7 protein-coding genes are annotated in these 11,580 nt (G+C 62.7%); 4 read left to right on the top strand and 3 right to left on the bottom strand.

What is annotated here, in order from left to right; translation table 11 throughout:
- Nucleotides 1-128: 128 nt before the first annotated feature.
- The 4 genes from V5F78_RS24290 to V5F78_RS24275 all read left to right on the top strand — a co-directional run bounded on the left by V5F78_RS24290 (nucleotide 129) and on the right by V5F78_RS24275 (nucleotide 6,441).
- Nucleotides 129-1,691, top strand: a complete 1,563-nt coding sequence (locus tag V5F78_RS24290; protein ID WP_509210865.1) for a DASS family sodium-coupled anion symporter — start codon at nucleotides 129-131, stop codon at nucleotides 1,689-1,691.
- An 84-nt stretch (nucleotides 1,692-1,775) separates the two neighbouring features.
- Entirely contained in the window at nucleotides 1,776-3,566 is a 1,791-nt protein-coding gene (locus tag V5F78_RS24285; protein ID WP_298307267.1) for an FAD-dependent oxidoreductase, read from the top strand.
- On the top strand, nucleotides 3,545-5,389 hold the full coding sequence (locus V5F78_RS24280; RefSeq protein ID WP_298307265.1) for a 2-oxoacid:acceptor oxidoreductase subunit alpha: 1,845 nt from the start codon (nucleotides 3,545-3,547) through the stop codon (nucleotides 5,387-5,389). Before V5F78_RS24285 ends, V5F78_RS24280 begins: the two co-directional genes overlap by 22 nt.
- Nucleotides 5,386-6,441, top strand: coding sequence for a 2-oxoacid:ferredoxin oxidoreductase subunit beta (locus V5F78_RS24275; protein WP_298307262.1), 1,056 nt, complete (start codon nucleotides 5,386-5,388; stop codon nucleotides 6,439-6,441). Before V5F78_RS24280 ends, V5F78_RS24275 begins: the two co-directional genes overlap by 4 nt.
- Before the next feature lie 179 nt (nucleotides 6,442-6,620).
- Here V5F78_RS24275 and V5F78_RS24270 read toward each other — a convergent pair whose 3' ends face one another.
- From V5F78_RS24270 to V5F78_RS24260, 3 genes are read right to left on the bottom strand one after another with little or no spacing between them, the layout of a single operon-like run.
- Nucleotides 6,621-7,748, bottom strand: a complete 1,128-nt coding sequence (locus tag V5F78_RS24270; protein ID WP_213375327.1) for an ABC transporter permease — start codon at nucleotides 7,746-7,748, stop codon at nucleotides 6,621-6,623.
- A gap of 2 nt (nucleotides 7,749-7,750) precedes the next feature.
- Complete coding sequence (rbbA, locus tag V5F78_RS24265; protein ID WP_394015563.1) at nucleotides 7,751-10,537, bottom strand: ribosome-associated ATPase/putative transporter RbbA; 2,787 nt, start codon at nucleotides 10,535-10,537, stop codon at nucleotides 7,751-7,753.
- Nucleotides 10,527-11,525, bottom strand: a complete 999-nt coding sequence (locus tag V5F78_RS24260; RefSeq protein WP_394015564.1) for an HlyD family secretion protein — start codon at nucleotides 11,523-11,525, stop codon at nucleotides 10,527-10,529. The genes rbbA and V5F78_RS24260 overlap by 11 nt, the downstream gene beginning before the upstream one ends.
- Nucleotides 11,526-11,580 lie beyond the last annotated feature (55 nt).

The raw sequence follows: 11,580 nt of genomic DNA, 5'->3' as shown, positions 1-11,580 counted from the left end.
CCCGCCCCGAGAAAGTGTTTCAGTCCGCTGTTCGTACAACGTCCAAACGGTCGAATGCCGCGATCAGTAGATTCTTTGATATCGATTAAGGTTTCCGGTGTTCCCCCCGGCCAGTGTTTGCGCTGGCAATGCAAGGGGATTTCGACATCGTGTCCGGAACGACAGATCGCAATATCGCCGCCCCTTCAGAGCAAGGTTCGAGGTCCCAGTCTGGCCGCGCGCCTCAGGAGCCATCTTGGCTCCGCTCGCATTGGGGCCTGCTTACGGGTCTTGCGGCGCTTATCATCGTCATCATGCTCCCGACCCCGGAGGGGCTGCCCGTCGCGGGCCAGCGCATGCTGGCGGTGCTGGCCTTCGCCGTGATCGTGTGGATGACGGAAGCGGTCGATTACGCCGTCTCGGCCCTGATCATCGCTGCCCTGATGGCGTTCCTGCTGGGGCTGTCCCCCTCTCAGACGAATCCTGACGTGCTGATGGGCACCAGCAGAGGGCTCGGCCTGGCCTTTGGCGGCTTCGCCAATACTGCGCTCGTTCTGGTCGCGGCGGCGCTGTTCCTCGCCGCCGCGATGACGATCACCGGGCTCGACAAGCGCATTGCCCTCGTCATCCTCTCGCGCACCGGCACCCGGAGCCGCGACGTCGTCATCGGCGCGATCATCGTGGGCATCGTCATGGCTTTTCTCGTGCCATCCACCACGGCCCGCGTGGCCAGCATCGTTCCCATCATGCTCGGCATCATCGCGGCGTTCGGCGTGAACAAGAACGGCGCCTTCGCCGGCATGCTGATGATCACCACGGTGAACACCGCCAGCATTTGGAATATCGGCATCAAAACGGCAGCCGCCCAAAACATGGTGGCCGTCGGCTTCATCGAGCGAACCCTGAACTACACCGTTACCTGGCTGGAATGGTTCGTCGCCGCTGCGCCCTTCGCCGTTATCATGACGGTGGTGCTTTATTTCGTCATGACGCGGATGATGAAGCCAGAGGTCGATGAAGTCCCGGGCGGACGGGCGGCGATCCGCAAATCGCTCGCCGAGCTCGGCCCCATGAAGACGGCAGAAAAGAAGCTGCTCACCCTGTCGCTCACCCTGCTCGCCTTCTGGTCGACGGAAGGGGTCCTGCATCCGTTCGACACCTCGTCGACGACGGTCGCCGCGGTAGCGCTGATGTTTGTGCCCGGCATCGGCATCATGACGTGGAAAGAGGCGCAGCCGCGGATCCCGTGGGGCACGGTCATCCTGTTCGGTATCGGCATCAGCCTCGGCACCGCGCTTCTCCAGACGGGCGGCGCGGTCTGGCTCGCCGGCATCGTGGTGGAGCGGTTCGGGCTCGCCGGCGGAACCTCTCTCTTCATCCTCGCCGTGCTCAGCCTGTTCCTCATCGTGATCCATCTCGGCTTCGCCAGCGCGACGGCACTCGCCTCTGCGATGATCCCCATCGTCATCGCCGTGCTGCAGAGCGTATCGACCCCCGGCATCAACATCATCGGCATGACCATACTGCTGCAGTTCGTCGTCAGCTTCGGCTTCATCCTCGTGGTGAACGCGCCGCAGAACATGGTGGCATACGGAACCGAGACCTTCGAGGCGAAGGACTTCGTGCGCACCGGCCTCGTGCTCACAGTGATCGCCTTCGCGCTCGTCATGCTGCTTGGCGCAACTTACTGGAAATGGATCGGATATGTCTAAGATCCGGCAGCACCCTGCTCCCAGTCTTGGCGGCAGACCTTTGACGTCGCGCGTGAAGGCACCCCGGATGCAGGAGATGATGAGATGAAACTGACGGACATTTCCGCACCTGACTATTTTCACAAAGTCGTGGACTGTCAGTGGGCCTGCCCGGCGCATACGCCGGTTCCCGAATACATCCGTCTGATCGCGCAGGGCCGCTATACCGACGCATACATGATCAACTGGAGATCGAACGTCTTTCCGGGAATCCTCGGGCGCACCTGCGACCGGCCCTGCGAGCCGGCCTGCCGGCGCGGCCGGGTCGAGGAGGCGCCGGTGGCGATCTGCCGGCTCAAGCGGGTCGCGGCCGATTTCAAGGACGACATCCGCGACCGCCTCCCCAGGCCGACTGCCCACACGAACGGCAAGCGCGTCGCGCTGGTGGGCGCAGGTCCCGCCTCGCTGACGGTCGCGCGCGATCTTGCGCCGCTCGGATATGACTGCACCGTGTTCGACGGCAACCCCAAGGCCGGCGGCATGATACGCAGCCAGATCCCGAAATTCCGGCTGCCTGATTCCGTGATCGACGAGGAATGCGGCTATATCCTCGATCTCGGCGTCACCTTTCATTCCGGCAAGCGCATCGACAGCCTTAAGGCGCTGCTTTCGGAGGGTTATGATGCCGTGTTCATCGGCTCCGGCGCCCCCCGCGCCCGAGACCTTGACATCCCCGGCCGGAAAGAAGCGGCAGGCAGTGTCCACATCGGACTCGACTGGCTGGCGTCAGTGTCGTTCGGGCATGTGACAAGCACAGGCCGGCGTGTCGTCGTGATCGGCGGCGGCAACACCGCCATGGATTGCGGCCGCTCTGCCCGGCGCCTCGGCGGCGAGGAGGTCAGCGTCATCGTCCGCGAGGGCTTCGACGACATGCCGGCGGCAAGCTGGGAGAAGGAAGCGCTCCTCCACGAGGGGATCACCATCTCGGCCGATCTCGCGCCCAAAGCCTTCATCGTCGAGGGCGGTCGCCTGACGGGCCTGCTGGTCGAACCAGTCACGACCGTCACCGAAAACGGCCGCTCCACGTTCGTACCGACGGGCGAGCCGCCGCGGCAGATCGACTGCGACGAGGTCGTAATCGCAATCGGTCAGCAGAACGCCTTTCCATGGATCGAACGCGATATCGGAATCGACTTCGACAAATGGGACATGCCGGTCGTGGCGGAAACGACCTTCGCCTCGACCCACCCCAAGGTGTTCTTCGGGGGCGACGCGGCGCGGGGCCCGAAAAACATCATCAGCGCCGTCGCCCACGGCCACGACGCAGCGCTGTCGATCCACCGCCTGCTGTCAGGCGAGGACATCGGCGAACGCCTGTTACCCCATGTGCAGATCGAGAGCGAAAAGCTGGGCATCCACGAGTGGGCCTATGACAGCGAGGTCACGCTCGACCACCGCTTCCCGGTGCCCTCGCGCGATAACAAGACCGCGCTGAAGGACATCCGCACGGAGGTGGAACTCGGCTATGACCCGGCCCTGGCGCTCGCCGAGGCAGATCGCTGCCTCAACTGCGATGTCGAAACGGTGTTCAGCGGGCCGTCCTGCATCGAATGCGATTCCTGCGTCGACATCTGCCCGATGGACTGCATCACCTTCACCGAGAACGGCGAGGAGCAGGAGCTGCGCCTGCGGCTACGGGTGCCCGCGCTGAACCCGCTCCAGGATCTCTATGTCGCGGACGGGTTGAAGACCGGACGCGTCATGGTGAAGGACGAGGACCTTTGCCTGCATTGCGGATTGTGCGCCGAGCGCTGCCCGACCGGCGCCTGGAGCATGCAGAAATACTTCATCGACATGACCCATGCAGGTGACACATGCCCGACACGCTCGCGATAAGCCGCGTCAACGACTTCGTCGTCCGCTTTGCCAACACCAATGGATCGGGGTCCGCAAGCGCCAACGAGCTGTTCGCGCGGGCGGTGCTGCGAATGGGCGTGCCGGTCGCGGCGCGCAACATATTCCCATCGAACATCCAGGGCCTTCCGACCTGGTACGAGGTCCGCGTCTGCGAGGCCGGCTATCTGGGCGCACGCGGCGGAACCGATCTCGTGGTGGCGATGAACCCCCAGACCTTCGCCAAGGACCAGGCCGGGCTCGAACCGGGTGGATACCTGATCTACGATTCGACGCGTCCCGTTCAGAAATCCCAGTTCCGCGAGGATATCACCGTCCTCGGCGCTCCGCTGGGCGCAATCTGCAACAAGGAATACAACGACCCGCGGGAACGGCAGCTCTTCAAGAACATCATGTATATTGGTGTTCTCGCCGCGGTGCTCGAGATGGACACCGGTGAGATCGACACGCTTATCGGCCGACAATTCGCGGGCAAGGAGCGCCTCATCGAGGCCAACGTCCGGGCCTTCCATCTCGGCCGTGACTGGGCGATCGAAAATCTCCCCTGTCCGATCGGCCTGCGCGTTCGGCGCGCGGACGCCGTCGGCGGGCGCATCTTCATCGACGGCAATTCCGCGACGGCGCTCGGCGCGGTGTTCGGCGGCGCTACGGTCTGCGCGTGGTATCCGATCACGCCCTCGACCTCGATCGCCGACGCCTTCTCCGCCTATTGCGCGCGCTTCCGGATCGATCCCGAGACCGGAAAGAAGCGCTACGCCATCATCCAGACAGAGGACGAGCTCGCTTCCAGTGGCATGGTGATCGGCGCCGCCTGGAACGGCGCGCGGGCCTTCGCGCCGACCTCCGGACCCGGCATCTCGCTGATGCAGGAGTTTCTCGGGCTAGCCTATTTCGCCGAGATCCCGGCCGTGATCATGGATGTGCAGCGCGGCGGCCCCTCGACGGGCATGCCGACGCGCACGCAGCAGTCCGACATCCTGCTCGCGGCTTATGCCTCGCACGGCGACACCAAGCATGTCCTGCTCTTCCCGGAGGGGCCGGCAGAGGCTTTCGAGTTCAGCGCCCTCTCCTTCGATCTCGCCGACCGGCTGCAGACGCCGGTCCTGCTCATGCTCGATCTCGACATCGGCATGAACCATCGGCTCTGTGCGCCGCTGCGCTGGGACGACGACCGGGTCTACGACCGCGGCAAGGTGATGACCGCAGCCGATCTCGACGCCGGCAAGGACTTCGGCCGTTATCTCGACGTCGACGGCGACGGCATTCCCTATCGTACCTACCCTGGCACCCATCCGCGCAAGGGCTCCTTCTTTACCCGCGGCACGACCCGGGACCGCTATGCACGCTATACTGAAGAGGGCGGCCCCTATGTCGACAACATGGAACGGCTGCTAAAGAAGTTCGAGACAGCAAAGGATCTCGTTCCCGGCCCCGTCATCACCCTGGCCAGCACCCCTTCGCGCTACGGGGTGATCTATTTCGGCTCGACATCTCCTGCCATGGACGAGGCAGTCGATCTGTTGGTGGCTGATGGCCATGCTCTCGACCGGATGCGGGTCAGGGCGTTTCCCTTCAACCGCGATGTCGACGCTTTCCTGCGCACACATGAGGCGGTGTTCGTGGTCGAGCAGAACCGCGACGCCCAGCTTCGCACGCTGATCATCACGGAATGCGGCGTCAATCCTGCGAAGCTGACGCCGGTGCTGCATTTCGACGGAACGCCGATCACCGCCCGATTCATCGCGGCCGCCATCGCCGCCCGTCTCGGCGAAGCCGCGAAGCAGAGCGAAAGGGCAGTCGCATGAGTTATCTCGCCAAGCCAAAATTCCATCACCCCGCACTGCCGGAAAACACGCTCGGCTATACGCGACGCGACTATGAGGGGGCGATTTCCACGCTGTGCGCGGGATGCGGCCACGATTCCATCACTGCTGCGATCGTCGAGGCATGCTTCGAGCTATCGATCGCACCGCACCGAGTGGCCAAGATCTCGGGCATCGGCTGCTCCTCGAAGACGCCGACCTATTTTCTGGGAAATTCCCACGGCTTCAACTCCGTGCACGGGCGCATGCCGTCGGTCCTGACCGGGGCCAGCCTTGCCAATCGCGACCTGATCTATCTCGGCGTGTCAGGCGATGGAGACAGCGCCTCGATCGGCCTTGGCCAGTTCGCGCATGCGCTGCGCCGCGGCGTCAACATGGTCTATATCGTCGAGAACAACGGCGTCTATGGCCTGACCAAGGGCCAGTTCTCCGCAACCGCCGATGATGGATCGACGTCCAAGCAGGGTGTCGTCAACATCGACAAGCCCATCGATCTTACCGCCCTGGCACTCCAGCTCGGCGCAAGCTACGTCGCCCGCTCGTTCTCCGGCGACAAGGCGCAGCTCGTCTCGCTCATCAAGGGCGCGATCGAGCACGAAGGCGCGGCCTTTGTCGACGTCATCTCGCCCTGCGTCGCCTTCAACAACCACGAGGGCTCCACCAAGAGTTATGACTATGTCCGCGAGCACAACATTGCGGTCAATCGGATAGACGTGATCGTCGGGCGCACGCCGATCACGGTCGACTACGAGCCCGGCAAGCTCGAATTGGTTCAACAGCACGACGGGTCCTGGCTCCGGCTGAGAAAGCTGAACGCCGAATACAGCGTGCACGATCGCCGCGCCGCAATAGACTTTCTGCTCGAACACGAGGCCAAGTCCGAGATCGTGACGGGCCTGCTCTATGTTGCAAGCGACAAGGATGAATTGCACGCCGATCTCAACACGACAGATACGCCCCTCAATGCGCTGTCGCAAAAGGAACTGTGCCCAGGCATGGCACGATTGGAGGAAATCAATGCAAGCCTTGGCTGAATGTCGCCTCTCGACGATGTTTCTGAGTTTATCGTAACTGAAACGGCGCCATGGCACTGGCGATGGGCGGGCGAGGAAGTATCAATGGACGACCGCGAGCGCCACGCTCCGCGGATTGCGCGAACAGTTGCCGGCTATTCGGTGGAAGAGGCAGGTCTCGACCACTCACGAACAGCACCTTACGACTGTCGTACGAGCATCGACCTGAATCGTGAGAGAGCGGCGGCAAGGAACACCGCCCCCAATGCGGTCATGACCATCAAATCCTTCCAGACGACATCGAGTCCCGCACCTCGATACAAGATCGACTGCGCAAATCTCACAAAGTGCGTCGAGGGCACCGCATACATGATGTCCTGCAGGATCGGAGGCATGCTCTCAAACGGCGTGAACGTGCCTGACAGCAGGAACATGACGACGAACACCGGGATCGCCAGCAGCGCGAACTGCGGCATCGAGTTCGCGATCGTCGCGAGCAAAATACCGAGCGACGTCACCGCGAAGAGATAGATGGCGGTTCCAGCCAGGAAAAGCTCGACAGAGCCGATGATCGGTATCTGCAGCACGAACTCTATGACAACGTGCAAAGAAAAGCCGGCTGCCAGGAGAATGATCAGACCGTTCGCCCAGATCTTCGCTGCGGCAATCTCACTCGGCCGGACCGGCATCACCAGCAAATGTTCAATGGTGCCGTGTTCTCGTTCGCGCATGACGGCTGCCCCGACGAGAATGATCCCGAGCATCGTTACGTTCATGATGATGTCCATGCTCGCATTGAAGCGGATCGCCTCAAGGTTCTGGTTGAACAAGGCGCGGATGACCGGCTCGATGGGAACGACTTCGCTCGTGCCGTGCTGATGCAGAAAGTTTGCCGCCTCGCGGGCGATGATTTCCTGGATATAGGCCGTTCCCACAGCGGCTTGGCTCACGGCCGTCGCGTCGACGTTGATTTGAATCGAGGGGCCACGATTTGCGAGGAGGTCCGCTTCGAGGCGGGGGGGTATCTCCAGGACAAACGTATATGACCCTTTGTCCAACAGCTCGTCGACTTCGGAACGGTCGATGTCGCGCGCTGGGCTGAAGTAAGGCGGCTGCAGCGCATCCTTGATGCGAGACGACAGTGTCGAACGGTCGGCGTCGACGACAGCGACGCTGGCATTGTTCACTTCGGTCTTGAGACCAGTGGCCATAGAATAAACGGCAACTGTAAAAACGTAGATGATCAGCCCGACCATCGCCACGTCACGCAGGACGCTCGCGATCTCTTTGAAACCCAGATAAAGTACGTTGAGGATCCATTGGCGCATCGCTACGAACCTTGCTTGCGGACGGCGAGGCGCGCCAGCAGGAGAAAGACGACCCCGAAGCCGAACAGCACGGCGATTTCGCGCACGAACGCATCGGCATCGAGCCCTTTCGCGAAGACGCCCAGGCTCACGGTCTGAAACCAGAATGCCGGAAAGCCGACCCCCATCGCGCGCGCCAAGCCTTCCAACGTCGAGGCCGGATAGAGGAACCCCGAATAGTGCGCCGTGGGGATTACGGTTAGAACGGCCGTCGCGAAGATCGCCGCGACTTGCGTCGAGACGAACGCGGATATCAGTAGTCCAAAGGCCGTTGCCGCGAACACGTACATGAGCGCTGCGAGAGAAAGGCCGATGAGAGACCCTTTGGCCACAACTCCAAAGAGCGCGCCGGCCAAGAGCACGAGACTGGCGAAGCTGACAAACCCAATCGCAATATAGGGCAATTGCTTGCCGATAAGATATTCGCCCACGGTCGCGGGCGAGGCATACACATTGGTGATGGACCCCATCTCCTTTTCACGCACGACACCAACGGCTGTCAGCATCGCGGGGATGAGGATCAGGAGAAGCATGATCGCGCCGGGCGTGATCGCGAAAACGCTGCGGAAATCCTGATTGTAGCGAAACCGGGGTTCCACATTGATCGGGAGGACCTGTGGAGCGCGGCCGTGCAGCTGGCGGTAGCGATCCGCGGCATAGGTTAGAACAGCGCCCTGGATATAGGCCCGTGCCGTCTCTGCAGGGAACGTCGCGCCACCGTCGAGCCAGAAGCTCACTTGCGGCTGGCGATCCTGCAGAAGGTCGCGACCGAAGCCGGGCGGAATATCGACGGCAAACCGCAGCTCGCCGGATCGGAGACGCCGATCAATCTCAAATTCGTCGTCCAGCCGCGTTTGTTCGACAAAATAACGGGATTGCGAAAACTGCTCCAGGAATAGCCGGCTCTCGTAGGACTGATCGCGATCAAGAACCGCATAACGGAGATTCTCGATGTCGAACGAAATGCCGTAGCCGAACCCGACCATAAGTACGAGCGGGCCGAGGAGCGCAAAGGCGAGCCGAATGCGATCCCGGAGGACTTCCACAGCCTCTCGCCGGGCAAAGGCCCAGACTCGGCGCAAAGAAGCCGACGACGACCTATGCGATGATTGGGATACCGACGATGTTCCCTTTTGGACATTATCCGGGGCACCGATCGGCTTTGGGGCAGCCGCCAATGAAGGCGCTTCCTTCATCACTTTGGACGCAGGCGGCGCTGACGCCTCCTCCAGATAGGCAACGAAAGCGCCCTCGAGAGTCGTGGTGCCACGAGCGACGCGAAGCTCCTCCGGGCTGCCGACGGATAAGACACGGCCCGCATGCATCAAGGATACGCGGTCGCACCGCTCGGCCTCGTTCATGAAGTGGGTCGATATGAAGATCGTTACACCGTCGCGGCGCGACATCTCGACGAGGAGGCGCCAGAACCTGTCGCGCGCTGCCGGATCGACGCCGGATGTGGGCTCGTCAAGGATCAATATTTCAGGCCGATGCAAACAGGCGGCGGCAAGCTGGAGCCGCTGACGCATCCCGAGCGGGAGCGACGCCGGCGAGGCGTCGGCAACGGCGTCGAGGTCGAAACGGGTAAGCGCCGCGGCGACGCGCAGCCTGAGTTCGCCCGAGGGAATGCGGAAGAGACGTCCGTGCAGCTCCAGATTCGCGCGGACGGAGATCTCTTCATAGAGCGAGAACGCTTGCGACATGTAGCCGATGCGCATTCTTGTTGCGATATCACGGGCGTCGATCGGTTTCCCCAGCAGCTCAGCTCGCCCTTCGCTCGCCGGCAGCAGTCCAGTGAGCATCTTCATCGTCGTCGTCTTGCCGCAGCCGTTCGACCCGAGAAACCCAAAAATCTCGCCGCGCCGGATGCGGAAACTGACATGATCGACGGCGGTGAAATCGCCGAAGCGCATGGTCAGGGCCTCTGCGACGATCGCCGGAGGCCCGCCGCTCTCCAGCAGCGGCGGGATTGCCAATGCCGCCTGATCGCCGCGCCGTTCGGGGCGCTGTAGCGCGACATAGGCCTCCTCCAGCGTACGCGTCGCGGTCCGATCAAGTAGCCCCGCCATGTCGCCGGCGGCGATGACCTTGCCCTCGTCGATCGCTATGATGTGGTCGAAACGCGCGGCCTCCTCCATATAGGCGGTCGCCACCAGAAGTGTCATGCCGGGGCGCTCAGCACGGATCCGTTCGATCAACTCCCAGAACTGACGCCGTGACAGGGGATCGACGCCGGTCGTCGGCTCGTCGAGGATCAAGAGGTCCGGATCGTGGATCAGCGCGCAGCACAGGCCGAGCTTCTGCTTCATCCCGCCCGAGAGCTTGCCGGCGAGGCGGTCCGGGAATGGGTCGAGCCCCGTGGCGGTCAGCAGGCCCGCGATGCGTGAGCGACGTTCGTTCTCGCTCTGGCCATAGAGGCGCCCGAAGAAATCGATGTTCTCGACCACCGAGAGCGTCGGATAGAGGTTGCGGCCGAGGCCTTGCGGCATATAGGCGATGCGCGGCGCGACGATGTCACGGTGAGAGCTCGATGCCATGTTGCCGGAGAGGGCCGTCACGGTTCCGGACTGGATGCGCTTGACGCCGGCGATCAGGCCAAGGAGAGTCGACTTTCCGACGCCATCGGGGCCGATGAAGGCCGCCGTCGATCCGGAGGCGATCGATAGGCTGACGCCGTCAATCGCAACGGTGTCACCGTAGCGGTGATGGACCGAATCGACTCGAACGGCCGGCTCGGCATCAGCGGACATCCGGAAGCCTCGGCGTCAGATTCGTCGGCCACGCCGCTCCGGGCTGGACCTTGACGTAGGCGTTGCCGGTCATGCCGGCTTTGACGTAAGCGCGATAGGTCTCGATGAGCTTCGGATCGATGTGCAGCTTGACGCGGTACATCAGCTTCTCGCGCTCGTTCGCGGTCTCGACATATTTCGGCGTGAACTGCGCTTCCGAGGCAACGAAGGCGACTGTTGCGGGAACGACGTAGCCGGGCGTACCATCCAGCATGATACGGGCATCCGACCCGAGTTCGACGCTGCCGACCTGGCTCGTCGGCAGGAAGATCGTCATGTGGACGTCGGAAAGGTCGAGAAGGGTGAGTACCCGCCCGCCGACAGCTACGACCTCCCCGGCCTGTGCAAGACGATACTCGACGCGACCCGATACCGGCGCTTTCAGCGTCATGTCCGCAATTGCGGCTTCGATCTGGCTGACCTGGGCCTCAGCCGCCTCGACGGCCGCCTTGGCGTCCTCGATGGCGACTTTCGCGCTATCCAGCGAGGCCTTTGAAATATCCCTTTGCGCCGTGCGGCGATCAAGTTCCGCTTGCGTCGCCGTATTCGTGCGCATCAGTTCGACGATGCGCCGGAGCTCGACTTCGGCAAGCTTCAACTCTGCCGAGCGGAGAGCCACATTGGACTCGGCGATGGCCACACCCTGGTGGCTGCGGTGCACGGCAGCTCTGGCTGCCGCGAGTTGCGCAAGAATTTCGGTCGTGTCGATGCGGGCGAGGATGCCATCCTTCTGAACATCGGCGCCCTCGTTGACGCGCACTTCGGCGAGGCGGCCCGCGTACTTGGTAGCGATGTCGACGCGTTCGACTTCGATCCGGCCATTTGCCCGGGCCAGTCCCGCGGGGACGCGGGTCGCCTGTTGCCTCCACCAATAGGCATAGCCGGCAGCCCCGGCGGCCGCGAGGATGACGACGGCAATGATCGGAGCAATACGCACATTCTCATCCATGTTAGGCGAGTAGTCGGCGCCATCGTGGAAACGACTTCAGCCAACCCTGGGGAGA

Source organism: Roseixanthobacter glucoisosaccharinicivorans (genome assembly GCF_043195095.2).
Lineage (GTDB): Bacteria > Pseudomonadota > Alphaproteobacteria > Rhizobiales > Xanthobacteraceae > NCEH01.
The sequence above is the reverse complement of the archived record's forward strand: the minus strand, read 5'-3'. Positions and strand labels throughout refer to the sequence as shown.